Raw genomic sequence first — 26,107 nt, forward strand, 5'->3', positions numbered from 1 at the left:
ATTGTGCCTACATGGCACTGCCGCGCCCCACCGAATTCGTCAATTAGTTTACAGATTCGGGCAAATTTTCAGCCCCTGGATCCTTCAGCTCAGAGGAGCTCGGGCGACTGCACCGTCACCACGACGGTCTGCACGTCGCCATCGCGTTCACGCGTGCGAATCCACCAGAGCGAACCCTTGCGCACCGGGCAGCTGTCCTGCTTCAGGCCAAGAAGCAGCGAAATCGCCTGCCCCACCGAAGGCTGGTGCCCGACCATCAACACCACCGACTTGCCGTTGGGCCAGCCGGCCGCAGCCAGCATGGCCTCGGCGGTGGTGTCTGGGGCGAGTTCAGCACGCAGCTTGTACTTGCGGCCGAGCGCAAGCGCGGTCTGCTCGCAGCGCCGCGCGGGGCTGCAGATGATGCGCGTGCCGTCGGGCAGCTGCCGGTCGAGCCAGCTGGCCATGCGCTTGGCCTGCTTCTCGCCGCGCGCGGTCAGGGAACGCTGCAGGTCGTCGCAGCCCTCGGTCCAGTCCTCGGCTTCGGCATGGCGCCAGAAGATCAAGTCCATGGTTGTCGTCTTTCGGTCGTCAGTTGCTGGGTGCATCGGCGTGATGGCCTCGCGATGCATACCGGTTCATGAGTGCCGCCTGTGCGCCGTGCGCCTCGACGGCGCGCGACGCGCCCGCCTCGCCGGCGTGGGTGTCGTGGTCGACGCGCGTGTAGATGCCGTCGCCGCCCAGGTCCCAAGCGTCGCGGCCGTCGTGCAGGTAGGCAACCAGGCATTCGTCGATCAGGCGCTGGCGCAGGCCGGGGTCGGTCACCGGCCAGGCCAGCTCGATGCGCCGCATCATGTTGCGGTTCATCCAGTCGGCGCTCGACAGGTAGAGCGACTCGTCCTCGCCATTGCGGAAGTAGAAAACGCGCGAGTGCTCGAGAAAACGCCCGATCACCGAACGCACGCGGATGTTGTCGGTCAGGCCCGGCACCTGCGCGGGCAGCGTGCAGGCGCCGCGCACGATGAGGTCGATCTTCACGCCGTTCTGGCCGGCGCGCATCAGCGCGGCCACCAGGGCGTCGTCGGTCAGCGCATTCATCTTGGCGACGATGCGGGTCGGCTCGCCGGTGGCCGCGGCCAGGCTGAGCGCGTCGATCTGCGCAATGAGGTTCTTGTGCAGGTCGAACGGCGCGAGCCACATGCGGTTGAGCTTGGGCAGCCGGCTCTGGCTTGCCAGGTGCACGAACACGGCCTCCATGTCGGCCGTGAGCAGCGGATCGGCCGTCAGGTGGCTGATGTCGGTGTAGAGCCTGGCGGTGCGCGGGTTGTAGTTGCCGGTGGAAAGATGGCCGTAGCGGCGCATCTGCTTGCCCTCGCGGCGCGTCACCAGCAGCATCTTGGCGTGCGTCTTCAGGCCCACCACGCCATACACCACCTGCGCGCCGATCGACTCGAGCATTTCGGCCCAGTTGATGTTGGCCTCTTCGTCGAAGCGGGCCTTGAGCTCCACCACCACCGTCACTTCCTTGCCGCGGCGCACGGCCTCGCGCAGCAGGTCCATCAGCTCGGAATCGGTGCCCGTGCGGTAGATGGTCTGCTTGATGGCCAGCACCTGCGGGTCCAGCACAGCCTCGCGCAGGAACGCGAGCACGCCGTCGAAGCTCTCGAAGGGCTGGTGGATCAGCACGTCGCCGTGCTGCAGCCGCTCGAAGAACGACTGCGCCGGCGACAGCGTGACCGGGTAGGAGGCCGAGTACGGCGGAAACAGCAGCTGCGGCTCCTCCAGCAGGTCGATCAGCTGGGTCAGCCGGGCCAGGTTGACGGGGCCGTGCACGCGGTAGAGCGCCTGCGGCGGCAGGTTGAATTGCGCCAGCAGGAAGCTCGCGAGCGACTCCGCGCAGCTGGCCGACACCTCGAGCCGCACGGCCTGCCCGTAGTGCCGGTGCTGCAGCCCCTGGCGCAATGCGGTGCGCAGGTTCTTGACGTCTTCCTCGTCGACCGCCAGGTCGGAATGCCGCGTGACGCGGAACTGCGAGAAATCGCCCACCTCGCGCCCCGGGAACATGCTCGACAGATGGGCGCGCACCACGCTCGACAGCGCCACGAACAGCGTCTTGCCGTCCGACACCTTGGCCGGCATGCGGATCACGCGCGGCAGCACGCGCGGCACCTTCACGATCTGGATCGGGTTCTCGCGCCCGAAGGCGTCCTTGCCGCCGAGCCGCACGATGAAATTGAGCGACTTGTTGGCCACCTGCGGAAACGGGTGCGCCGGGTCCAGCCCGACCGGGATCAGCAGCGGGCGCACTTCGCGCTCGAAATATTCGCTGACCCACTTGCGCTGCGCCGGATTGCGTTCACCGTGCGAAATGATGTGGATGCCGTGCTTTGCGAAGGTCGGCATCAGCTCGTCGTTGTAGAGCGCGTACTGGCGCGCCACCAGCGCATGGGCGGCCTCGGCCAGGCGCTCGAACGATTCGATCGTGTAGGCGCCCTTCTGGTCGCCGGCGCTGCTGGCAATCAGGTGCGGCGCGGCGCGCACCTCGAAGAATTCATCGAGGTTCGATGAAACGATGCAGAGGTAGCGAAGGCGCTCGACCAGCGGCACTTCAGGCCTGCGGGCCCAGTCGAGCACGCGCTCGTTGAACGACAGGATGCTGTGATCGCGGTCGAGCAGCGTGAGGGCCGTTGCCGCGACCGCGGGCGTGCGGTCAGCGGGAGCAGGTTGCATGGGCACTGATTCTGGGGCAAGCGGCACGGGAGCACATGTAGGCTGAAATATGACAGTGTCGCCCTCGTTTGTGACGTTTTCGTGACCGCCGTGTGACGCCTGCGGGCCACCCTTGGGCAGCCCCGTGCCGGGCGAAGAGGCGGACGGCCCGGCATCGGGCCGGGCGGCCGCTGGCTTCATGCGCCCAGAAAGTGCTTGCGGTAGCGCGGCGGCAGGTCGTCGATGCGCATCAGCATCGGCAGGTCCGCCGTGTTGAAGTCCGGGTCCCAGGCCGGCGCGCCCAGCACCTTGGCACCCAGGCGCAGGTAGCCCTTGATGAGCGCGGGCGGCTCGACGTCGAGCGCGCCGTCGAGCCGTTCCACCGGCAGCGGCAGGCGCGGCTGCACCTGGTACTGGATCGGCGCCATGTGGCTGGCCGACAGCTGCCGCCAGATGCTGGCCGCCGCATCGCCGCTGGTCACGCCGTTGTGCGACATCGGAATGCTCGCGCAGCCGATCATGGTGTCGAGCTTGTTGCGGTGCATGAAGCCCGCAAGAGCTCCCCACAGCGCGAGGATCACGCCGCCCTGGCGGTGGTCGGGATGCACGCAGCTGCGGCCCAGCTCGACCATGCGCTCGCGCAGGTCGCGCAGCCGGGTCAGGTCGAATTCGGTGTCGCTGTAGGTGCTGCCCACGCGCCGGGCCTGGGCCGGCGTGAGCACGCGGTAGGTGCCGATCACCTGCCCGGTCCGTTCCTCGCGCACCAGCAGGTGCTCGCAGAAGTCGTCGAACAAATCGATGTCGTGGCCGGCCAGCGGCGTGCTCACGCGGGCGCCCATTTCGCCGACGAACACCTCGTGGCGCAGGCGCTGTGCTGCGCGCACGTCGTCCAGGTGGCGGGCCCAGCTCACGGTGATGCCTTGCCTGGCATCGACGATGGCCGGCGGCGCGAGCACGGCAGCGGGCGCCGATGCGGGCGTGGCCGCAGGGACGGGCCACAGGGCGGCGCGCAGGCCGAGCTGCGACAGCGGGAACGTCGGGTTGGGCAGTTCTTTCATGGAGACCCTTTCTGCTGAAGGAGTCTCTGCACCCGCGGTGAAACGGGTATGTCAGCGCCATTGCAGTTGCATGACGGTGTTACCGCGTGTTTTGAGGCTTCCTGGATGTCTAATGCGGTGGGTCGCGACATGGAGTTTTCTCAAATGGCCACAGCCGCAAGCAGCAATTTCGACAACCGCCTCCACCAGACCTTTCCCGTCCTGAGCGATACCGAAATCGCGCGCATCGCGCACTTCGGCACCGTGCAGCGCTTCGCCCGCGGGGAGCGGCTGTTCACCGCCGGCGAAACGGGCCCCGGCATGTTCGTTCTGCTCAAGGGCGTGGTGGCGGTCACGCAGCGCGACGGGCTCGGGCACGTGGTGCCCATCGTGCGCCAGGGCCCGGGCGAGTTCCTTGCCGAAGTCGGCCAACTGAGCGGCCGCCCTGCCCTGGTCGACGGCCATGCCGAGGAAGAAGTGGAAGCGCTGATCGTGCCGCCCGCGCAGCTGCGCGCGCTGCTGGTGGCCGAGGCCGACCTTGGCGAGCGCATCACCCGCGCGCTGATCCTGCGGCGCGTGGCGCTGATCGAATCCGGCGCCAGCGGGCCGGTGCTGATCGGCCGGCCGGAATCGCCCGACATGGCGCGGCTGGAGAACTTCCTGCGCCGCAACGGGCATCCCTACCACCTGGTCGACGCGGCCGAAGACCCGGGCGCCGCCGCGCTGCTGGAACAGTACGGCACCTGCAAGCTGCTGGCCGTGTGCCCCGACGGCTCGGTGCTGGTCAACCCCGCCGAAGACGCGCTGGCCCGCTGCCTGGGCATGGTCGATACCGCGGAGCACAACGAGCTGTTCGACGTGGCGGTGGTCGGCGCCGGCCCTGCCGGCCTCGCCACCGCGGTGTATGCCGCCTCCGAAGGGCTGCGCGTGATCGTGCTCGACTGCCGCGCCTTCGGCGGGCAGGCCGGCGCGAGTGCGCGCATCGAGAACTACCTGGGCTTTCCCACCGGCATCTCGGGCCAGGCGCTCGCGGGCCGGGCCTTCGTGCAGGCCCAGAAGTTCGGTGTCGAGATGCTGATCCCGGCCAAGGTGACGTCGCTCGATTGCTCGCGCGACAACCCCATGGACGCGCTGCGCATCGCACTGGCCGATGGCCGCACCATCAACGCGCGCACGGTGGTGATTGCCAGCGGCGCACGCTACCGGCGGCCCGACGTGCCGAGGCTGTCCGAGTTCGAGGGCCGCGGCATCTGGTACTGGGCCTCGGCCATCGAGGCCAAGCTCTGCGCGCAGCAGGAGGTTGCGCTGGTCGGCGGCGGCAACTCGGCCGGACAGGCCGCGGTGTTCCTGTCGCGCCATGCGGCCAAGGTCAACGTGCTGGTGCGCGGCCCGTCGCTCGCGGCCAGCATGTCGCGCTACCTGATCGACCGCATCGAGGCCACGCCCAACATCGAACTGCATCCGCATACCCAGCTGGTGAAGCTCAACGGCGATTCCGGCGAAGGACTGACCGGTGCAACCTGGCGCTGCCAGACCACGGGCAACGAGCACGACTGCGATGCGCGCAACATCTTCCTCTTCGTGGGCGCCGAGCCCGAGACCAGCTGGCTCGACGGCTGCGGCGTCTCGGTCGACAAGCATGGCTTCGTGCTGACGGGCGATGCGGCCAGCAGCGGCTTTCCGGCCCGACCCTCCACTGCGCTGGAATCCAGCGTGCAGGGCGTCTTTGCCGTGGGCGACGTGCGCTCGGGTTCGGTCAAGCGCGTGGGCGGTGCCATCGGCGAAGGCGCGGCCGTGGTCGCGCTGATCCACCAGCACCTGTCGTCCAACTCGGCCGTTGCATGACCGCGCTGCGCCCGTAATTCCCGGCGCTGCACACGTGCGGATGGCCGCGTATATGCTGCCTGCCTCGCATCACGACCAACCCCAACAACGGAGAGCCCGCGACATGCCTGCATCGCCCATCGAGGTCTATTCCTGGCCCACGCCCAACGGCCACAAGATTCACATCATGCTGGAGGAGTGCGGCCTGCCGTACAACGCCCGCCCGATCAACATCGGCAAGGGCGACCAGTTCGCGCCCGAGTTCCTGCAGATCAGTCCCAACAACAAGATCCCCGCCATCACCGACCCCGATGGTCCGGACGGCAAGCCGATCTCGCTCTTCGAATCGGGCGCCATCCTCGTCTACCTGGCCGGCAAGACCGGCCAGCTGCTGCCCAGGACCGACCGCGAGCGCTACGACGTGCTGCAGTGGCTCATGTTCCAGATGGGCGGCGTCGGCCCCATGCTCGGCCAGGCGCATCACTTCCGCATGTATGCCCCCGAAAAGATCGGCTACGCCATCGAGCGCTACAGCAACGAAGCCAAGCGCCTCTACGGCGTGATCGACAAGCAGCTGTCGAAGAACAGGTTCATTGCCGGCAAGACCTATTCGATTGCCGACATCGCGATCTTCCCGTGGCTGCGCAGCTGGGAAAACCAGGGCATCACGCTCACCGACTACCCGCACCTGAAGGCATGGTTCGACGGCATTGCCGCGCGCCCCGCCGTGCAGCGCGGCGTGAAAGTGCTGGCCGACCTGCGCCAGCCGATCACCGGCGACAAGGAGCGCGAGATCCTTTTCGGCAAGACCCAATACGCGAAGCGCTGAGGGCGCAGTTATTCGGGCTAGAATAGAAGGCTTGTCGGGGTGTAGCGCAGCCTGGTAGCGCATCTGGTTTGGGACCAGAGGGTCGAAGGTTCGAATCCTTTCGCCCCGACCAAGAAAAATACGAATGCCTGCAATGACTCACGTTGTTGCAGGCATCTTGTTTTTCGGCCGCGGCAAAAACAAAGCCTGCGGTGAATTCCTCGCGTACAGTCGATTCAACATCATCACTGACCGGGGTTGGCGTGTCCTACTACGAACTGAAGATTGGCAACCAGACTGGCCTGGTCCAGGTCACGCAGGACCTCGTCTCGCACACTGCCACGCTGTACTGGATGCCCCGCCGCCGCCCCTTGCGCGCCACGGAAGAGATCAATTCCACGCCGCTGGCACAGCACCAGACCTACGGGCCCTCGGAAGCGCAGACGCTCGATCTGCTGCGCGCATGGGCCGCCCAGAACTTCGAGCCGGTCGGCGATTTCGTCCAGATCTGAGCGCCCTCCGGCACGCCGGGCTCCAGGGTGGATGTGGGTAGAATCCGGGGCTCCGTTCGGCCCGGAATCTGCCCGTAGCTCAGTTGGATAGAGCACCTGCCTTCTAAGCAGGTTGTCGGGGGTTCGATCCCCTCCGGGCAGGCCAATTTCCAGTTTCAAGTAGCTCAAAACCATCCCGAAACCCGCTCTCCTTCGAGGAGAAGCGGGTTTTTCTTTGCGCCACGACGGACCGCGAAATAGCATCTCTTGTCGGTACTTTGTCGGTACTTCTGCAGGTATCTGCCCCGCTGGCGAAACCAGGTACCGACAGCAAGGAGAAAAACCCAATGCTGACAGACACTTTCGTGAGGCAAGTGAAGCACAAGGGCAGCGAGATCGGCGAGCGCTACGCAGACGGGGGTGGCATGTACCTGCGCGTCAAGGCGGCAGGCAAGTACTGGCGCATGGACTACCGGTTCAACGGCAAGGCGAAGACGCTGGCCTTGGGCGTCTACCCCGCGGTCTCGCTCGCGAAGGCACGGCAGCGGCGCGACAAGGCCCGCGAACTGCTTGCCGACAACGTCGACCCCGGCCTCGCGAAGCGCGCAGAGAAACTGTCCCGGGCGGTGGAAGCGGCAAACACCTTCGAAGCGTTGGCGCGGGAATTCCACGCCACCAAGGCCAGCAGTTGGAGCGCATCCTATTCGGAGCGCTGGCTGCGCATCATGGACAAGGACCTGTTCCCTTACATCGGCAAGCTGCCGATCGCCACGATCCAGGCCAAGGATCTTCTGCACGCGCTCAAGCGCGCCGAAGGCCGAGGCGTCATCGAGACGGCTCACACCTTGCGCCAGTGCGCCGGGCAGGTGTTCCGCTACGGTGTGCAGACAGGCCGTTGCGCGAGCAACCCGGCGCCCGACCTGCACGGCGCGCTCCGACCGGTGATCACCAAGAGCATGGCCGCCGTTCTGGAGCCGCAGAAGGTCGGAGAACTGATGCGCGCCATCTACGGCTACAGCGGGCAGCCGATCACTCGCGCCGCTCTCCTCCTGTCCGCCTTGCTCTTCCAGCGCCCCGGCAACATCCGTGCGATGGAATGGGCCTGGATCGACCTCGAAAAGGCGATGCTGACCATCCCTGCGCAGGACATGAAGCGCAGGCTCCATGAAAAGCGCAACGGCCGTCCCCACTTCGTGCCGCTGGCGACGCAGGCACTGCAGACACTGGAGGAAATTGCGCCGTTGACCGGCCATGGCCGATACGTGTTCCCCAGTATCCGCACGGGAGAGCGCCCCATGAGCGAAAACACCGTGAACGCCGCGTTGCGAAGGCTGGGGTACACCAACGACGAGATGACCGCCCATGGCTTTCGGGCAATGGCCCGCACGGTCATGGCGGAGCAACTGCACGGCATTTCGCCCGACGTCATCGAGGCACAGCTTGCCCATGGCAAGAGCGGGCCGCTGGGTACGGCCTACGACCGCGCGGAGTTCATGGACAAGCGCAAGGACATGATGCAGCGCTGGGCGGACTACCTGGGCCAACTTGCCGGAAACGCACAAGTCCGAACGCTCCGGGCGGCCTAGCCAACGCCGGAAACGTCGATATCAACGAAGTTATGCAACCGTCCACGCTTCCAGTTGCGCGGCCTCGCCGATATCCGGAACAGCAACGCTTTCCGATTCTCTTTCTTCACCGCCTTGACTGATTGGTGTCTGGGACGGAGACGGTCGCCCCGGTTTCATCTTCGATCCAGCCACGCCATGTGCCGCGACCCCACGAGGCTTTGACCTCGTACTGGATCACGTACGTTCGGCCAGGAAGCGCCACGAATTTCAGGGAGGTGGGGTCGGCCCGGAACTGCGGGTGCGTCCTGAGGCCGACGACCACCGCGTGCTCACCGGGCGAAAGCTCCCACCGGACTACCGGGCGGAGAACATGTGGGACCTGTTCCCCATCGATCGAAGCCAAGTAGGTAGCGGCGCGCGGCCCTGACTTGACGATGGCGAGGCTGGACAATGGTTGCGTCTCCGTACCAGGAAGGCGATACGGTGCGGCAGCGCAGCCCGCGAGTATCGCGGCGGTCAATGCGAGAGTCACCACGGCCTTGAAGTTTTTATCCACGCTGACTTCTTTCTCTTGCTTCATGACTGATCGCTCTTGATCAATCTCGGGTCGAGGTTTGCCTCGGCATCTTTCCCAGTTCGACAGGTTTCAATTGGGTGCTGTGATGCCAGCTCGAAGCATCGAGCCAATTCCGCACGTGTGCCTGCTTCCTTCGTTCGGCGCTCTGCGGCCGCCTCGACTTGAAACCCCACGAGCCACTTCATGAGCAACACCAGAACGACCAGGAGGCCGATAAGTGCACCGAGCAAGGTCGATCGCCACCTGCGAGTGCCGGAAGCCCGGCCACCGGAGACCTCGGCTGTCTCGATTGCGCGGGAATACCACACCTGCGATTCACCGCCATGGACGCGCCGGCGCTTCTGATTTTCGACGGGTGCTTGCACAGTACGACCAGCCATCAAAGCCCCGATTCCCATGGCATGGTTTCATCCGTACTGCTGGCTCCGCAATACGCCCAAGGCTCGGAACGTTCGTCACCGTCATAGCGCGAACCGAACCGAACGTTGTACAGCGCCAGCGGTGACTGGGGAGATGGCCTGCGCAGTAGCCGACCTAGCCAACCTTGGGGCACTGGCGTCTCGGCACTGAACATGCCCAGCATGACTTCGAGTTCGCGTCGCCACTCGGGTCCAGTCACAACCATGCTACCGATCTGATGGGTGTCGAGATGAACGTATTCAAAGCCACTGTCCCGCAACACCGAGAGAAACTGATCACGCCAGCGCGACTGGAGCACCGGAAAGTGTTTGCTCAGAAACGACCAACGCGAACCGAGTAATGCGGCAGCCGCCTCTGTCCGTTTGACCAAGTAGGGCCAGACATCGGTAGGCTCCTGAGAGTGCGCATCGTCGTCAATATCCCGTGTATCGAACAGCCCAAGCCACAGAATCGGAAGATGGTACTTGGAGAGCAGATACGGAGAATCGTTTGACAGCGTCCCTCGTCCGGGTCGCACCCTCGTGTCTGAGAAGTAGAGTTCCGAATAGCTGCCCATGTTTGGCTTCAAAACGAGTCGACTGGCACCGCGATCAAAAGGATTTCAAAAGCTCGCGTTGAGGTTGAAGCCGAAGGTGGTCTTGGCGGTGCGATAGCCCTCGGGCTTGCGGATGGGCGCCCCCATGAAGAAGTCGTAGCTGAGCTTGCTCCATTGCCCCCGCACCCCGAGGACCGCGCCCGCGAGGCTGCGGCCCAGCAGGTCCGCGGTGGAACGCCCGCCGACATGCCCGTAGTCAGCACCGACATACAGCTCCGCCCCGCTTTGCCCCATGGCCCAGCCAATGTCGTTGCGGATCAGCCAGCCGCGCTCGCCCATCAGGCTGGTCTCGCCATCGAAGCCGCGCACCGTGTAGCGCCCGCCGATGGCGAAGCGGTCCTGCGGCGTGAGCGGCGTGCGGTTCCACTGCGCGCGCACCAAGCCCGAGTAGCGCAGCTTCTGGTCGCCCAGCTTGAACGGCGCGTTCAGGCTCACCTCCGCCGTGTACAGCCGCATGCGCGAGCTGCCCTCGCCGAATGCTTCTTCCGGCGCCGCGATCGACCCGAAGCCGCCCGTGCCGTGCTTGTAGGCGAGCGTGCCCTCCAGGGTGGCCTCGCCGATGAACTCCTTGTGGTTCAGCCCGAGCTCCCAGCCGCCCACCACCCGGTGCTGCACGTCGACCTCGGTGTCGTCCACGAAGTTGCGCGATTCGCGCCGGAAGCCCTTCAGCGCCAGCGTGGTCTTGCGGCTCTGGTCGCGGTACAGCAGGCGCGAGAGCTTGACCTCGGCGTTGTTGGTCTTGCCCGCGTAGACATAGTCCTGGTTCAACCCGGCCACGCGCTGGTGGTACTGGCTGTTGGAGGCCGTGAGGCCCAGCATCCAGTAGCCGTACGGCAGCGAGTAATGCACCGTCTGGCCTTCGGTGCCCTTGGCCGGATCGCTGAAGACGTGGCCGTTGATGTTGTGGTTGGCGCTGACATAGAACAGGTCGTTCAGGCCGAACGGGTTGTCCAGCGACAGCGTGGCGCCGGCCTGGTAGCGGCCCGTGGCCTCGGTGCCGCTGTCGTCCAGGCTCAAGGTGAGGCGCCACTTCTTGGCCTGCACGTACTTGACCACCAGGTCGCTGTCGCCCGGCTTGGCATCGGGGGCGGTCGAGGGCTCGATCTGGATGTCGGCCTCGGCCGTGGGGGCGCGCTTGAGGTTCTCCAGGCCCTGCTCGATGTCGCGCAGGTTCAGCAGGTCGCCCGGGCGGACGGGAATGGCGGAACCCAGCAAGGCGCCGCTGCCCAGCAGCGTCGAGGAAGAATCAGGCGTCAGGCGGATGGCCGCGATGCGCCCCGGCACTAGAGACAGGGTCAGGGTGCCGGTGGACAGGTCCTGCGGCGCAGCCAGCACGCGGGTGGTGACAAAGCCGCGCGCGATGGCCGCCTGCTGGGCACGCGCGAGCACTACGTTCACGCCTGCGGTGCCGAGGCAGCGGCCGAGGGGTGAATCATCGCCAGCAGGCCCGGAAAGATCAGCAACAGCCCACTGAAAGGCCTCGGCCTGCTCGCCGACCAGCAGCACGCGGTCGATACGAAAGCACGGGGCTTCGGTTTCAGGAATGCGCTGGATGGGCGGAGGCGGCGCGGCTTGCAGCCGTTGGTCGACCCTGCGCTCGTTCTGCTCGCGCAGCGCGCGTTCGCGTTCCTGCTGGCGCTGCTGTTCGACGAAGGGTTGCGGCGTACTGGGGACTTGTGCATGAGCCAACAAGGGGCCGCCCAGGAGCACACCGGCCAGCATGGCACACGAGTTTGTTTTCAATTTCTCTCCCTCACTATCTTTTGATCTGCACCATGGGGCGCAGGAACTCTGAAATTCACCAATGCCCTTTGTGCTTGCCTATCAGTCACGCAACCCCAGCCACATACCGTCAGGCAAGAAGATCACCACTGTCCCTTGTACTTTCCGGCCAACCACGTGACGACCGTTGCAACAACGGTCACGCCGAGAATGACGAGGAGCAGACGGTAAAGCTCAGGTGGACTGACCGGAAAATAAAGCACTCCATGGATTTGCCAACGAATCAAGGGGCCGACAAGCAAGGCGACCAAGGAAAAACCCAAGCCGATCATGAAGAGAAAGGCCAAGAACAAAGCGTACAGCGCTCTCAAAATAATGCCTTAACCAAATAGATCGCGAAATAAAAACACCGCGATAAACACAAAAACCAAGATCACAAAGATCAGATACGCAATCTTCTGCTTGCGCGGCAATTCTTTGTATATTTGACCTCTTGTTTTTGTCAGGCCTTCTTTTAACTTTCGTTCAAAGCTGCCCTCTCTTTTGTGCCACATCAGTGTGTTTGTTCATCTCGGCACATTGCAAACCTGGACTACGGATGCGACTTCTTCTACCGCAAGCGCCCGTGTCAAACAAGTGTCCGACAAAATCATCGTGTAGTCCCTCACTCAGGCGGGTGTCTTCTTCATCAACCACGTAGATTCGTCCCTTTTCAGCAGGCGCCGTACCCCCATCAAGTGCGGTTAGCAGCGTGACAGAAAACCCTCGCAGGCACTCCGAGAGCATTTTTCGACGTTTTCTATTGCCATGCCGGAGTTCTCCAGCGCTCGCTGAATCCTTCTATACGGCTTTTTCTCCTCCCCCATTCCAGCTTGGCGCGAGGGTCGTCAATGCAACTGATGCAATCTGCGTCTAATATTCCATCGCATTGGCGACATCTTCGAAGAAATTAACTTGGTCGCACTCATAGAAACTCTCTCGCAGCCGAACCGAACATGATTTCAAAGCGTTGAAAAATGAAGGGATAGACACCATGGCGCTCGCTGACAAGCAAAGTGCATCACGCGCCCTCTTTACCCTCGGAGGCATTCAAAATAGCCTCAAGCCCGGCAACTGCGGATTGGAAAACATCAAGAACAGTATTGAGAGGAAGTATCAACTCGCCAATCGATTTTCCCTCTCCTTCAGAATACAAAATCCTTTCATCTTTATCGTTCAAGACTTCATAAAACACATCAATCCCCGCATCCAACAAGGACCAAGTCGATACGACGTGTGATCGGCATTCGTCTTCTTCAGTCTCGGGAAAACTCAAAGCTCTCAGATGTGCGAAAGCATCAGCGGCGCTCCACTCCGAGGAAACCTCTTTCTTTCCTTCCTGCAAAGAGGAAAGGATAGATTTCATTCTGATCAATTCCGGGCCCAGAGTTGATCGAAAAAATCGCCCCCCGATTATTTGATTCTGCAGAACGAAGCACATGACGCCGTTCTTTATTTTTTTGGTGGACCAAGCCTCCATAGATTCGATACAAATTCCAAACAACTCCGGATTACCAAAGATCATCATTTCCCCTTATATCCAAGTGCTCGTCGCACTCTAATTGGAATGCTTTCAGGCCGCAAAGGATTACCGCCGTCCGAAGTGCTGCCCGACCAATGATAGACCCCGTTCCCATTGTCAAAAAATCGGTTAATCGCACCGTCAGCGTCCACACCGTAACGTACGCCATCCCCACCTGGCATAGAGTTGCCGAAAATATCCAGAGAATTTTTTGGCTCCGTACCTGCGACAGATGAGTAGCCTGGATTTCCTGGCGTGTGCTTGGGGTTGGACTCGACTGTCACGCCGTTAGGTGCGACCACCGGACCAGCAATAGGAAGATTGCTGCCTTGGCTCATGACAATGTTCCCTGGAAGGGGACCATTGTTGAGGCTCGAGGTAGATGTGTTACCCGTCGTAGGATTTGACTCGCCATATCCTGGCGTCGCCCCCTGCCCCGGAAGAGCGGTGCCTGGCGTAGAGGTGCTACTCCCTTCCGCCCCTGAGGGCGTCGGCGTTGTGGTCGGGCCGCCTGGCGAAGGTTGTTGCCCCGCGCCATATCCATCTGCGCCGACGACAGCGTTCACAGACGTTTGAATCGTCTGGTAGGCGACGAAGAGCATCGACATCCCGGGGTAGCGAGAGATCAACCCCTCGATGCTCGACAACGACGGCATCGCCGGAGGGACTAGCAAGCCGTTATTCGGATCCGCCTGCAGTCCTCCCGCGACCGCAGCCGACCCCGAAGCGGCCCCTCCTGCGATCCCTCCGCCCACACCAGGATTGATCGGCGGGACGAAGAATTGCACGTTCGTGATATTCGGGTCATGGTCTTGCAGCACCCGGTCGCCTGTGACACCTATTGAATTCTGGCGCACATACTCTTCCATCCCACTCAGGAAGTTTTGCAGTACTTGCAAATCCGCGCGCTGCTGCTCGGTGAGGGAAGGGTCATTCCGGAGTTGCGCGATCTCGTTGCGCGTCTGCTGCGCCTGTGTCAGTGGTTGTGAACTTGGGCTGGTGGCCGTGGGCGCAAAAAACGCCTCTAAAGCGTTAAGCGCCGCATGCACAGCCAACGGACCCAACTGGACCACCTGGCCTGATGCCGTGGAGGTGATCGTCACCTGTGCCCCAATCTCCCGCATGGCTCGGTCCCGATCGGTCATGCGCAATCCGTTGGTGCTGTCTACTCCGGTTCGTACTCCCGTATTGCCAGCAATCCCCGAAATCCCGCTTTGCGTGAGGCTCGAGCGATTGACATCATTGCTCCCGATGCCGACGTTGCCCGAACTCGTCCCCGAGGTGCTAGTGCTGAAGTTGACGCTGTACCCGCTGCCTTGGAAGGTGTCGTGGTTGACCAGATCGGTCATCGTCAAACTGCCCGTCGCAAAGCTGTTTCTGCCTGCATTGACCGCCGCATCAGTGCTGCTGATCACACCACCGACAAGATTGGTGTTGCCCGCCACATGGACGCCGAAGCCGCCGTTACCCGCGAGGAACCCGCTTTGCTGCGTCGCGCTCGCAAAATTCCCGTCGCCGCGCATGTTGTTGGCATAGACACTCACGCTGCTGTCGCCATAGCAATACCAAGCGCAGATGGTCGCGTTGAAGCCGCCGCCGCTGTTCTGGCTGTGGTAGGTGCTGGTGTCCTGAAGGGTCTCGATGTGCAGGTTGCCGCCCACGTCGGCATTGATACGGCTCCCAGAGACCGTGGCGCCCCGCACTCTGGTGTCTCCGCCACTGGTGATATTCACTTGCTGGCCCGCCTGTATGTTGGTGTTCGTCCATGCGCCATCGGTGCCGTTGTCCCGGCCGCTCTGACGGCCGGCGGCCACCTCGATCGTGAGGCCGTTGCTCTCCCCGAACGTGAAGCCAACGCCGATGCTGGCGTTGCTACTGTGGCTGGTGGAACTCTGCTCCCTGGAATTGGCCGCCGCCTCGAGCGTGATGTTGTTATCCGCCGCCAGGTTGACGTTCTTGCCGGCGCTGATCTCGCTGCCGCGCACGAGGATATTGGAGTCTTGCCCGCCACCCGTGGCGGTGATGGTGACATTCCCGCCGGCCTGCACGCGTGAGCCGGCCGACGTATTGCTGCTTTCCGTCCGTGTGGACTCACTGGAACTGCTGCCCAGGGTGAGGGTGCCCCCCATGCTGACCGCGCCGTTGGCATTCCCGCTGCCAGTAACCGCAGCTTGGGAGATGTCCTGGTACGCCGAGTAGCCGCTGAGCGCCATGCTGGCGGCGCCCAGCGCCTGCATCCGGTCGTCCTTGGTGTCGTGCATCGCCTGCGTGGTGTCCTCCAGATTGCGCAGCATGTCGATCAACGGGGCCTTGATCCCCAGTGTGATCCCGCTTTGCGAGAAGCTCTGCTTGCTGTCGCTGCGGCTGGTCTCGCGGGCTTCCACGATCTGCACGTCGCGCGCCTGGATGTCGACATCGCCGCCCGGGGCGATCACATCGCTGCCCACCTGCCGGTATTGGTTGCCGGCCGTGATGATGACGTTGCCTGTGATGGCCCCCACCGTGCTGCCCACGGCGGTGCTCTGCTCCCGGCTGCGGCTGCTGCTCTCCCGCTGCTGGCCCCATGTCCAGCCCGAGCCTGCATCGAACATGCCGCTCTTCGATTCCTCACGCGTGAAGTCACTCGCCTTGTTCTGGGTTGCGGCTTCTATCGTGACGTTGTTGCCGGCCCAAAGCTCGGTACCCTGGTCGCTCACCACGTTCGAGCCACGGATGCGGATGTCGTGGCCTGCATCCAGCACCACGGTCTTGCCGCCCAGGCTGCTGCCGATGACCTGCGTGCCGCTGGAGGTCCCGCGCTGCAGGCTGGTGTCGCTGCCCCAGAAGCTGCTGTCGCTGCGGTACACCATCTCATTGAGCGCCGATCCGGAGTTGCCCTCGACGATGTTGATATCGCGCTTCGCCGCTACGTTCAACTCTCCGTCCGCGCTGTTGATGGTGCCCGCGCGCACGTTGACATCGCGCTGCGCATGCAGGCTGATGTCGCCGCTGGTCTCGATGCGGGTGCCGACCTCTTGCGTACTCGCCTCGGCCCGGAAGTTGCGCGTATCTCTCCAGGAGGCGTCCTGCCTGGCCGTTGTGACGGTGCCCAGGTTGATGTCGCGGCCCGCGCCGATCTCGGTCGATCCTTCCTTGCCGCTATTGGCAACGAGAGCGCCGATCAGGTTGACGTCGCGCCCGGCCGACGCCACCAGCACGCCCTTGGGGTCGCTCACGTAGAGACCCGCCACCCGGTCGACGATGGTGGCGCCGCGCAAGCTCACGGCTCCCGGCGTGAGGTCCAGGGCCAGCCCACTGCTGCTGGTCGTGGTGCGCACGTTGATGTCGCGCCCGGCCTCGATCTTGAGCTGGCTGGCCGCGTCGATCGTGCCGCCGATGTTGTTCAGGTCGGTCCGGGCCTTGAGGTCGAGGCTGCCGCCGGAGATGCGGCCGTTCAGGTTCTGGATGTTCTCCGCGGTGATCTTGACGGTCTCGCGCCCGGCGACAGTGCCGCTGTTGACGAGATCGCCATCGAGCTTGAGGTTGACCTGCTTGCCCGCCAGCAGAGCACCCGAGCCGTCGATGTCGCCGTTCTTCACGCGCACATAGACCTGCGGCACGAGGACGCGCTGGCTGCTGCCGTCGGGCAGCGTGACGGTCTGGTCCACCAGCCAGACGATGTCACTGGTCAACTGCGCCATCTGGGCGTCGCTGAGCGCGATGCCCGGCCGCAGGCCGTACTGCCGCGCGAAGGTGAGTCCGGCGTCCATCAGCGCGGTGTACTGGGCCTCGTCGCTGTCGTAGCCGTCCAGATAGCGATAGCCCGTCAGCTGGGCCACCTGCTCGCGGATCAGGCGCTGCTCGTAGTAGCCGTCGCCCAGGCGCTTGAGCGTGTTGTTGGGGTCCTGCCCCAGGTTGTTCAGCAGGTAGTCGCTGCTGAGCCAGTTGTGCCGGTTCGCAAAGCGCGGATCGGTCTCGATCAGGTAATGGCTCGAAGCTTCCGGGTGCGTGCGAAACAAGCTGGCGGTGGGCAGCGAGAGGCCCGGCAAGGTGGTGCGCACGACCTGTGTCGTTTCCGAACTGGCCGCCAGGTTGACCTCGATGATCGGGTGAACAACGGGGCCTGCTGCGCCGCCCGAGGTCGCACCTGGTCCATTCACCGGCGTACCGGTCCCGCCGGCGACGCCTGTGGGACCGCCGGCATTGACGCCGCTCGCGCCAGGTACGCCCTGGTTGGTATGGCCCGGGGTCAAGATGCCGGTGGATCCGCCGCTACCGACCACCAAGACATTGCCCTCCTGCCGTGCCGCCGCCAGGGTCACGGTGATGGGCACGCTGGTGTTGTAGGGCGATATCTGCTCGCCGTCGCCCAGGCCCGCCTGGAACAGCTGCACCCCGGTGCGCGTCTGCGCCCCAGAGACCTCGACGTTGTTGTTGTCGATCTTTCCGCCGGTGACGGTGAGCGCGCCACCGGCCAGGATCTGGCTCATGCCGTTGGTGCCGCTGCCCACGGCAATGTCCATCTTGCCGCCGGCGATGATCCGGCCGGGCGACGACGTCTGCAGCACCGGGGTGGTGGTCGATTCGGTATAGACCCAGGCGTAGTAGGAGCGCGCGTAGTTGTCGTAGACGTCTCGGATGAAAGCTTCGGTCGCGGCGTCGAGGCGCTGGTGCGCGTCCAAGTACGCGGCGCGCTGAGCGTCATCAGCCGGCGTGTCCGTCGCGGGTGGCGTCACGCCAAAGGCCGCCCAGATCGGGTCGGTGCGGGCGTACCAGGCGCCCGGCTCGGTGTACGTCTCGGTCTGATCGATGTTGATCTGGCGCGTGCCCGTGAGATCGCGGCTGTTGCGCGGCGGGTTCGCGTAGTAGGTGCCGTAGCGGGACAGCGGATAGCTGGCCGAGGGCACCAGGATGCCCGAGAACTGGCCGGAGACGGGTCCTGCCGCGTGGCTGACGAAGCTGGGCCACAGATAGCCCATCAGGTGCTCGAAGTCGACCGAGGGCCCCTGGACCGTCACGAAGACCAATTGGCTCGGGTCGTAGCGTGTCGAGCTGCCGGGCAGCGCATATTCGGTGTGCTGCTTGCCGTCGGAGGTGGTCTGGGTCGTCCAGGTCACGCCGCCGTTGGTGTTGTTCAGGACATTCGCCTTGATGCCCATGTCCTGCACGGCCTCGATGGTCGCCGCGTGGTTGTTCAATACGCTGGCTGACTTGCTGGCCTTGCCGTCGACCAGTTCGCCGCCGACGTAGAGATTTCCGGCGCTGAGGATCAGGGCACCGTCGCGGTTGTTGATGGTCCCGGCGCCGATGTCGAGGCGCTCGCGCGCGGCGATGGTGCCGGCCGAGGCCACACCGTTGATCGTTTCGGCGCTGTTGTTGAGCGTGCCGGCGCCGATCGCCACCCAGTCGCCATAGATGCGGCCGGTGCCCACGTTGTTCAGCGTGCCGGCGTTGATGCGCGTGAGGCCGCCGTCGATCACGCCGCGGTTGGTCAGCGTGCCGCTGGCGTTCAGCGTGGTGGTCTTGCCCTGGATGTCGCCGGTGGCCGTGTTGTTGATGTCCCTGGCGGAGAGCGTCAGGTCGTTGCCCGCGGCCAGCCGGCCGGCGTTGGTGATGTCGCCGGTCGTCGAAACCGTCAGGTTGTGGTTGGCGACGGTCTCGCTGCCCGCCGCAAAGGTGATGTCCTGGGTGACCGCCAGGCTCATGTCGCCGAGCGAGAGCAGCTTGCCGTCCCAAGTGACCGAGCCCGCGTCGAGGACGACGTTCTTGCCGCCGACCAGGGTGCCACCGGTGTTGACCACCGACAGGGTCTTGGCCACGGCGGGGTCCTGGAGAGTGAGCGTGTCGCCGGCGGACACCAGGCCGGCACTGTTGTCGATCGTTCCGCTGCTCGTCAGGGTGGCGTTCTGGTCGGCACGGATGGCGCCGGAGGCATTGCCGATGGACTGCGCCGTGATGTCGACGTTCTGACCTTCGATGCCCTGCTCTGCCCCTTGGGTGCTGGTGTTGACGACGCTGCCGGCATGGAGCGTGGCCGTCGCCATCGAGCGGATCAGGCCGCCGGTGTTGGTCAGCGTCCCGGCATTGATGCGGAGGTCGCCGACCGCCAGCGTCTGGCCGCCGGTGTTGTCGTAGGCAGCGCCATGGGTGTCGATCGTGACCGTGGACTGCCCGAGCACCTGGCCGCCGCCCGTGTTCGTGAAGGCCTGGGTGCTGGCGTCCAGCGCGTTCTTCGCGCCAATGAAGCCGGCGGCGTTGTTGAGATCGCCCACGTTCGTCAGCGTCAGCGTGTCCGCGCTCGTGATGCCGCCCGGCGCGTCTTCGGGTTTGGAACGATAGCCCTCGGCGTTGGTGTTGGTCAGTGCCTGGCCATTCGTATCGATGGTCATGGCGCCACCGGACTGGATCAGGCCCGTATCGTTGTTCAGCGCGCCTGAATTCACATGGACGGTGGTGATCGCTGCCAGCGTACCCTTCGCGCTGTTGTCCAGTGCCTGGCCGCGCGTGTCGACCGACAGGCTGTTGCCAAAGACCTGGCCGCCGGCGTTGTTGAGGCCGCCGTTCAGCAGCGTGGTCGTGGCGCCGGCTTGCAAGGTGCCGCCCTTGTTCGTCGTCGTGCCGGTGGTCGTGACGCTCAGGTTGCCATTGACGGCGGCCACCGTCCCGGTGGTGTTGTCCAGCGTGCCGGCCACGAGTGTGGTGCGGCCGTTGGCCGCCAGCGTGCCGCCCACGTTGGTCGCGGCGCCGCCGATGGTGGCGGTCAGATCGCCGACGGCGGTTGTGCTGCCGGCGTCGTTGTTGAGGCTGGCGGCCGCGATGGTGGTGTTCCCGCCCGCGCCGATCACGCCCTTGTGGCTGTTGTCGAGCAGGCCGTCCACGATCAGGGCAAGGTCGGAGGTCTCGGCGGCACGGATGGTGCCGCCCTGATTGGTCAGGCTGCCGGCCGCGACAGTCGTGTCGGCGTTGCTGGCCAGCGTGCCGCCGCTGTTGTCCAGCGCGCCCACCACGGTGATGCTGGTGGCATCGGTGCCGGCCTGCACGATCTGGGCGCCGGCGCGGTTGCCGAGCGAACCGGCATCGATGCTGATCTGTTGGGCGCTGATCGCGGCCTTGGCGCCGTCCTGGTTGAAGGCGCCCCTCATGGCGACCGTCAGTGCGCCGTTGGCCGTGATCTGTCCATCGGTGCCGCTGTAGCTGCCGCCCGTGATGGCGAGCTTGCCGGTGCCGGCATGCTCGATTTTGCCGCCGGCGTTGGTGATGGTCGCACCACCAAGGCTCAGGTCCAGGCCGTTGCTCGCGATACGACCACCATCGTTGTTCAAGGTGCCCGCGACGGCGATAGCGGTGGCGCCCGTGCCGGTCTGCACGATCTCGCCGCCGTTCGTGTTGGCAAGGTTGGAGACCCGCAGGTCCAGCTGGTTGGCGTTGAGCTTGCCGCCCTGGTTGACCAGGGTCTGGCCGGGCTGTGCGTTGGCGGTCACGCTCAACGTGCCCGGCGTTGTGATCGTGGCCTGGTTGGTGGTCACATTGCCCCGCGTGGCCGTGACGGCAATGTTCGCCGCGCTGGTCTGGCTGGCCGACAGATCGACACTCTCGCCCTGCAGCGTCGCATTGCCGGCCGCAAGGTTGGTGCCGTTGGCGACCAAGGCGCCGGTCGTGGTCACGACCAGGTCACCCGCTGCGCCAAGCTTGCCGTCGCTCTGGATGCCGGCACCCAGCACGCCGGTGCTGCCGCTTTGCAGGCTGCCTGCGGCGACCGCCGTGTGCCGCCCGGCCGTGATGCTGCCGTCGTTGGTCATCGCCCCGCCGACCGCGACGGCGGCATCGTTCGCGCCGCGCAGGCTGGCGCCGTCGGCGTTCAGCAGCGAACCCGCCTGCACGCCCAGGTCGGTGGCGGCGCCGATGCTGCCGCCGCTGCCGTTCTGCAACTGGTTGGCCACGGCCAGCTGCACGCCGGCCTGGGCCGACTGGATGCTGCCCTGGGTGTTGTCCAGGCTGCCGGCGCCGAGCGCGACGCCCTGGTTGGCCACCAGCTTGCCCGCGGTGTTGTTGAGCGCGCCCGCCACGTTGGCCGTCAGCGCGCCCGCCGACGAGATGGTGCCGCGCGTGTTGTCGGCCTGGCCGCCCACCGCCAGCGTGGCATCGGTGGCGCTGGTGAGCGTGCCGCCGACGTTGATGAGGTCGCCGGTGGTGGCGATGTTCAGGCTGCCGGCATTCAGCGTGCCGCCGGTGTTGTCGAAGCGATCGACATTGGCGCTGAAGCCGTTGCTGACATTGAGCGTGCCGCCGTGGTTGTCGAAGCTCGGCTGGCTCACGGCCATGCTCGCGACGCTCAGGGTGCCGCCGTTGTTGTTGATGTGGGCGCTTTGCAGGCTGATGGGGCCGCCCGCGTAGATCTTGCCGCCGTCGTTGCGCAGGGTGCCGGCCGCGGTGACGGTGCCGGGCGATGGCGGCACATACGGTGCCGGTGCGATGGTGCCGCCGGCGCCGGTGCCTGCGGCCGGCGTGCCCGGGCTGGCGGTGCCGCCCGTGCCGGTTCCTGTGCCGCCCGTGCCGCCGCCGGTGCCAGGGGTGGACGGCGCAGCCGCCACCGGCTCCAGCCCGATGACGCCGCCGCTGGTGTTGCTCAAGGCCGGCGCGCTCAGCCCGAGGCCGGCGCCGCTGGTCTGGCGCAGGGTGCCGCCGCGGTTGTCGATGTCGCCCTCGGTGCTGGCGAGCTCCAGCCGCGCGCCTTCGAGCGTGCCGCCGGTGCCGTTCAGTGCATTGGCCAGGTCACCCTGCGTGGTGATCTTGAGGTTGCCGCCGCTGCTGATGCGGCCGCTGTTGGCGAGGGCCGAGGCCGCGAGGTTCGCATCGGCGGTGGCCTGGAGCGTGCCGATGTTCTCCAGGCGCCCGGCGCTGGTGACCACCAGTTGGCCCGCGCCCATCAGCGCGGTGGCGCCCGGCACGGCCTGGATGGTGCCGGCATTGCGCACGCCCAGGCCGGCCTCGGTGCCGATGAGGGTGATCTTGCCGGCGTACATGCCGCCGAGCGCGGCCACGTCCAGGGCAAAGGTGGGGGCCGTGCCGGTGCCCGTGGTGGGCGTGGCCTGGCTGTGGTCGGCGCTGACCGTGTTGGCGCCGGTCACCACCTTCAGTTCGCTGGCCCAGATGCCGGCGTTGGCCTGCACGGCGCGCGCGAGGATGGCGGCGTAGTCGGTCTTGCTGGCGTCCAGGCCCGCCCCGTCGATGGTGATGGTGCCGCCGCGCACGAGGAAGCTGTCCAGGCCGCCCACGGCATTGAACTGCGGCGTGCCGGTGGTCAGCGTGGCCCGGCTCGCATTGATGAAGCCGCCGCCGTCGACGCTGATGCCCGCGGGGTTGGCGATGATCACCTCGGCCCGCGTGCCGCCCACCTCGATGTAGCCCCGCAGCTGGCTCGGGCTGCCGCCGTTGACTTCGTTGAGGATGATGCGCGCGGGGCCGGTGGCAAGAAACGGATTGCCCTGGACGATTCCGCCGAGCTGGGTCTGCACGTTCGTGCGGCTGTTGTTCAGGATGGCGCCGTTGGGCGCCACGTTGAACTGGTTGAAGACGTTGCGCGAGACGCCGGCCGCGCTGGGCGTCTGGATGTTGATGAGCGGCACGCCGTTGGGCGCCACCAGCACGGTGGGGCGCAGGTTGGCCGGAACATTGGGCGCGCCGGCGATCTGGGCTTGAACCGGCGGCGCCCACAGCATGCCCGCGAGCGCCGCACCCACGAGCATCGGCGCAAAGGCGGCCGCGCCGGCGCCGGCCGCGCTTGCCACGGTGGTTGCCTTGGACGAGCCCTTGCCTGTGCTCTTCGCCGTCTCCTGGACCACCATGCGCAGGCCGCGCCTGGCGTTGAAGACGATGCGATGCAAATGGCGATTCATGTTCTGGTGCTCCCTCTGGATTGGCCGCCGGGCATCGTTATTTCTGTGACAGGATGCTTCGGCGGGCCGATTATGGGAGGGGCCCGTTCTCGTCTGCGCGGTACTTATTCACGAATGCTGCGCACTTATCAATCACAGCCGCCGCAAGTAATCCATGTGCATTACTTTTGAGTATTCGGCGTTGGATGAATGCAACGGACCAAACTCGACGAGCGGCGTCAACGACCCTCGCATTGGGAAAAACACCATCCACCCGCACAGCCGCCGATCGGCCGCCGGAGGCGCCGCGCTCTTGAGAACCGACCACCACCAGCGCCTGCTCAACCCAGCGGCCGCACGGCCCGTACGAGCCGAGGCAAGCTGCTATCGGCAGCCGTGAACCAAGCCATTCCGGATGGATGGCACGACGCGATCAAGCGGCCGCCGTGCACCCCCGGGCAGTCCACCTGCCGAGATGCCGGCGTTCGCGCCGGCGCGCCCTGTCGGCGACCAGACGGTGCGCGCCATGGCCAGGGCCATCGGCTGCAGCCTGAAGCGCCGGCTGACGCTGCTGCGTGACGCCGACGGGCCGGCGCGGCCCGTCGACAACGATCACACGACATCGACCAGCCGCTGCCGCACCTCTGGCGGCCATTGGCTGCGATCGCGAGCGCCGACTCGCGCGAGGGAGGCCCGCGTCTGTTTGCTGCCCCTGACTTTTCCGGGGCGAAGCGCTCCTGTCCAATGGCGGGTCGTGCAGGTTGCACCTCTTCATCCATGACTGCTGTCCTGAGAAGCTCATCTCGACGAACGCATCCCAGAAGTCCCCCCTGTCAAGCGACATCAGGAGCTGCGGGGAGCAGTTTGTCGTGTCGCCTGACACACCCTGCCGCGTCTCTGTTGAAGGGGGACAGAGGTCGACGGAATCCAACAGGGCGAGGATCGGAAGGCATCCGGGTCCCGCGGGAAGGCCCCGGAGCGGCCCGCTCCGCTCAGTTCATTCGGCGCAGGTGCGTGACGGGCGAATTCGAGTAGCCGTCCGGATCATCGATCCACCGCTGAAGCGCTGCACGCGGCCATCCGCAGGCGCGTCCTCCCAAGTGCACGGGAGGCGGGAACTTGCCGTCTGCAATCCGTCGATACACGGTGGTACGACTCAGCGCAGTGATCCGGATCACGTCGGCCATGCGAAAGAACGCAGGGCCGGCCGCCGACTGAAAGTCAACATCGCCGCGGTTGGCATGGGGTTCGATATGCATGACAAATCCTCAAATGGAACCCGACCCTCAAGGCGGCTTGCGTTTGAAGAGGAATGCCTTCCTTGGAGAACTCGGACAGAGCACACACACGCTCCGTGCAGAGGGCAGCGCAGCACCGCCAGCCCGCCACACGTCACCACCAGTCCCCTGCCCTCCCCGTCCCGGGGTGGTGTTTCGGCAGGGTTCGGCGAGCGTGCAATCAAGTCCACGGGCGGTCAACTGTCAGTTCTGACAGGGTACGTGGGAACCTGCGATGGGCCGATGTCAACGCCGAAGTAAATCTGACCCACTGGGTTAGTTTTACATCGGCGCTTACACCGAACCCGAGGCGGATGTTAATTGCTTGATGTCTCGGTATGCGTCCGCCCAGGTCATCTTGAATTGACCGGAGCCGTAAGATGCTCCGTGAAGATGGACCAGTGGGGCGAGCGCAGATGCTTTGGAGAACGGAAATGCAGGCAACAGAGATCGAACACTTTTACCTCGCGTATATCGCTTGTCTGAATGCGCAAGATTGGTCTCGCCTTGCCGACTTCGTTGAGGTCGATGTGCGTCACAACGACCGCCCACTCGGTGTGGCGGGCTATCGGGTGATGCTTCAAAACGACTTCGCAAATATTCCTGACCTTCGCTACGAGGTTGAGCTATTGGTCGTCAATACAAACTGCGTGGGGAGCCGACTTCGATTCGACTGCTCGCCTCGAGGCAAGTTCTTGGGTCTGCCCGTCAACGGCAAGAGGGTCGTATTTTCGGAGAACGTGTTCTACGAACTTCGCGATGACAAGATCGCTCGGGTCTGGTCCGTCATTGACAAGGCATCAATTGAAGCGCAGCTTTTAGAATCTCGAAGTCAATGATTGCGGCGATCGGTGCTGCCCTGAGGTTTCCGGCTTATGCGTCCAATAACTCCCCACGACACCGGCCGTCCGCGTTCAGGTCGCGGCCGATCGGCGACCCTCGCAAGCACTCTGAGAATACTTTAGCGACATCTTCTATTGCTACGCCGGAGTTCTCCAGCGCTTGCTGAATCCTCCTATAGGGCTCCTGCTCCTCCACCCATTCGAGCTCGGCATGGGATTGGTCAATGCGACTGACACGACCTTTGTCCAGTGCTCCATTGAGATTTCGATGTCTTCGAAAAAATCTGTCCGAGCACCCGTCATTTACGTTATGACGAGGTCAGGACGGGTAATTCCCGGCATATCTTCATAAGCCGCAAGCACCGTCTGAAGAGGGCTCAGACTTGCATTATCGGAATAGACAATTTTTAGCCATGTGGTTGCCCTGGTATATTGTCCCGCCCCGAGCCATTTTTCCTCCAAATGAGCCTGCAGCATCTTGCGGCCCGCCTGTAACAGGTCTTCCGCTTCGAATTTCCGCCGCGCAAAATATAGGCACTTGACATACCCAAAGTCGCAGGGCTTGAGCGCCTTTTTCAAGGAGATTTCCTTTGCACCTTTCCAGCGTTCGTACATGACGATCCCCGCTTCGACGGCCCCCTCCTGGATACCACCCAGACATGCGAAAGCCATGAAATCGTTCAAGCCATCTTGCAGGATTTCTTTGTCCGTCCACGGGCGCGACCTATCGCGCCAAGCGGATTCCTCATACAGGCGAGCTTGATTCCACGTGGCCTGGTCATCACGTCCATTGCCCATCCATTCGGCGACAGCTTTAGCCTGACACAGGGTCACGAGATGAAG

At 64.5% G+C, this 26,107-nt stretch carries 16 protein-coding genes and 2 tRNA genes; 7 read left to right on the plus strand and 11 right to left on the minus strand.

Translation table 11 applies throughout. The annotated features are described in order from the left end of the window. Window positions 1-89: 89 nt before the first annotated feature. From VPA02S_RS00985 to VPA02S_RS00995, 3 genes are read right to left on the minus strand one after another with little or no spacing between them, the layout of a single operon-like run. Window positions 90-551 carry a SixA phosphatase family protein gene (locus tag VPA02S_RS00985; RefSeq protein WP_018906136.1) on the minus strand — a complete coding sequence of 154 codons (462 nt, stop codon included), beginning with the start codon at window positions 549-551 and terminating at the stop codon, window positions 90-92. Window positions 552-570: 19 nt separating this feature from the next. Beyond that, window positions 571-2,889: a polyphosphate kinase 1 gene (gene ppk1, locus VPA02S_RS00990; RefSeq protein WP_018906137.1), complete on the minus strand. Its 2,319-nt coding sequence runs from the start codon at window positions 2,887-2,889 to the stop codon at window positions 571-573. Next, entirely contained in the window at window positions 2,886-3,746 is an 861-nt protein-coding gene (locus VPA02S_RS00995) for a GNAT family N-acetyltransferase (protein WP_018906138.1), read from the minus strand. The genes ppk1 and VPA02S_RS00995 overlap by 4 nt, the downstream gene beginning before the upstream one ends. Window positions 3,747-3,890: 144 nt before the next feature. Between VPA02S_RS00995 and VPA02S_RS01000 the strand changes: the two genes are divergently transcribed. The 6 genes from VPA02S_RS01000 (at window position 3,891) to VPA02S_RS01025 (ending at window position 8,434) form a co-directional block, all read left to right on the plus strand. After that, window positions 3,891-5,570, plus strand: coding sequence for an FAD-dependent oxidoreductase (locus VPA02S_RS01000; RefSeq protein ID WP_230537907.1), 1,680 nt, complete (start codon window positions 3,891-3,893; stop codon window positions 5,568-5,570). A gap of 103 nt (window positions 5,571-5,673) precedes the next feature. Further along, window positions 5,674-6,378 (plus strand): glutathione binding-like protein, encoded by a 705-nt coding sequence (locus VPA02S_RS01005; protein WP_018906140.1) that lies wholly within the window; start codon window positions 5,674-5,676, stop codon window positions 6,376-6,378. Window positions 6,379-6,413: 35 nt separating this feature from the next. Then, window positions 6,414-6,490: transfer RNA gene (locus VPA02S_RS01010), tRNA-Pro, on the plus strand. A gap of 130 nt (window positions 6,491-6,620) precedes the next feature. Then, window positions 6,621-6,869 (plus strand): hypothetical protein, encoded by a 249-nt coding sequence (locus VPA02S_RS01015; RefSeq protein ID WP_018906141.1) that lies wholly within the window; start codon window positions 6,621-6,623, stop codon window positions 6,867-6,869. Window positions 6,870-6,937: 68 nt separating this feature from the next. Then, a tRNA-Arg gene (locus tag VPA02S_RS01020) sits at window positions 6,938-7,014 on the plus strand. Between the two features lie 181 nt (window positions 7,015-7,195). Next, window positions 7,196-8,434, plus strand: coding sequence for a tyrosine-type recombinase/integrase (locus tag VPA02S_RS01025; RefSeq protein WP_047785025.1), 1,239 nt, complete (start codon window positions 7,196-7,198; stop codon window positions 8,432-8,434). Between the two features lie 106 nt (window positions 8,435-8,540). Here the strand turns inward: VPA02S_RS01025 and VPA02S_RS01030 are convergent, their stop codons facing one another. The 7 genes from VPA02S_RS01030 to VPA02S_RS31185 form a co-directional block, all read right to left on the minus strand. Beyond that, window positions 8,541-8,996, minus strand: a complete 456-nt coding sequence (locus VPA02S_RS01030) for a hypothetical protein (protein WP_062361496.1) — start codon at window positions 8,994-8,996, stop codon at window positions 8,541-8,543. A gap of 376 nt (window positions 8,997-9,372) precedes the next feature. Then, window positions 9,373-9,969, minus strand: a complete 597-nt coding sequence (locus tag VPA02S_RS31610) for a hypothetical protein (RefSeq protein ID WP_155736534.1) — start codon at window positions 9,967-9,969, stop codon at window positions 9,373-9,375. A gap of 45 nt (window positions 9,970-10,014) precedes the next feature. Beyond that, window positions 10,015-11,730, minus strand: coding sequence for a ShlB/FhaC/HecB family hemolysin secretion/activation protein (locus VPA02S_RS01035; protein WP_062361499.1), 1,716 nt, complete (start codon window positions 11,728-11,730; stop codon window positions 10,015-10,017). 143 nt (window positions 11,731-11,873) lie between these two features. After that, window positions 11,874-12,077, minus strand: a complete 204-nt coding sequence (locus tag VPA02S_RS01040) for a hypothetical protein (RefSeq protein WP_155736535.1) — start codon at window positions 12,075-12,077, stop codon at window positions 11,874-11,876. A gap of 713 nt (window positions 12,078-12,790) precedes the next feature. Beyond that, a complete protein-coding gene (locus VPA02S_RS31180; RefSeq protein WP_081247464.1) occupies window positions 12,791-13,297 on the minus strand; it encodes an Imm42 family immunity protein in 507 nt (168 codons plus the stop codon). Further along, window positions 13,294-23,166, minus strand: a complete 9,873-nt coding sequence (locus tag VPA02S_RS01045; protein ID WP_081247465.1) for a two-partner secretion domain-containing protein — start codon at window positions 23,164-23,166, stop codon at window positions 13,294-13,296. The genes VPA02S_RS31180 and VPA02S_RS01045 overlap by 4 nt, the downstream gene beginning before the upstream one ends. Window positions 23,167-24,137: 971 nt before the next feature. Next, entirely contained in the window at window positions 24,138-24,404 is a 267-nt protein-coding gene (locus VPA02S_RS31185; RefSeq protein ID WP_049809394.1) for a helix-turn-helix transcriptional regulator, read from the minus strand. Window positions 24,405-24,856: 452 nt separating this feature from the next. On the opposite strand from VPA02S_RS31185, the gene VPA02S_RS01050 reads away from it, so the two are divergent. Further along, the gene (locus VPA02S_RS01050; protein ID WP_028256338.1) at window positions 24,857-25,261 is read left to right on the plus strand and encodes an ester cyclase; all 405 of its coding nucleotides are present in this window, start codon (window positions 24,857-24,859) and stop codon (window positions 25,259-25,261) included. Between the two features lie 306 nt (window positions 25,262-25,567). Here the strand turns inward: VPA02S_RS01050 and VPA02S_RS01055 are convergent, their stop codons facing one another. Continuing rightward, a complete protein-coding gene (locus VPA02S_RS01055; protein WP_049809393.1) occupies window positions 25,568-26,098 on the minus strand; it encodes a hypothetical protein in 531 nt (176 codons plus the stop codon). Between the last annotated feature and the right edge of the window lie 9 nt (window positions 26,099-26,107).

The sequence above is a fragment of the Variovorax paradoxus NBRC 15149 genome, from assembly GCF_001591365.1.
In the GTDB taxonomy this organism is placed as follows: domain Bacteria; phylum Pseudomonadota; class Gammaproteobacteria; order Burkholderiales; family Burkholderiaceae_C; genus Variovorax; species Variovorax paradoxus.